The 232-nt window shown below is 47.8% G+C and carries 1 protein-coding gene; it reads right to left on the reverse strand.

Translation table 11 applies throughout. The features are described 5' to 3' along the window. A partial coding sequence (locus tag SB772_RS45980) for a hypothetical protein (protein WP_410839270.1) occupies window positions 1–232 on the reverse strand: 232 nt, incomplete at both ends.

Consider the following 232-nt stretch of genomic DNA (forward strand, 5'->3'; position numbering starts at 1 on the left):
CTCTACTTGCCCGCCTTGTACTGCGTCAAACTGCCGATCAATATGACCAAACAGACGCAGCCCTATTGGCTCTAGTGCAAAAAATAAGCGCTCTTTAACCCCGCTATCATCATAACCAACCGCCATATGCTGATAGAAGTCATCTGTGACCAATGACAACTCAGGGTAACGTTTGCGCAGCTCAAACTGACCATACCAATGTGGCTTGTTTTGCCACTGCTGCGACAATACG

It is taken from the genome of Paraburkholderia sp. SIMBA_030, assembly GCF_046535245.1.
GTDB lineage: Bacteria > Pseudomonadota > Gammaproteobacteria > Burkholderiales > Burkholderiaceae > Paraburkholderia.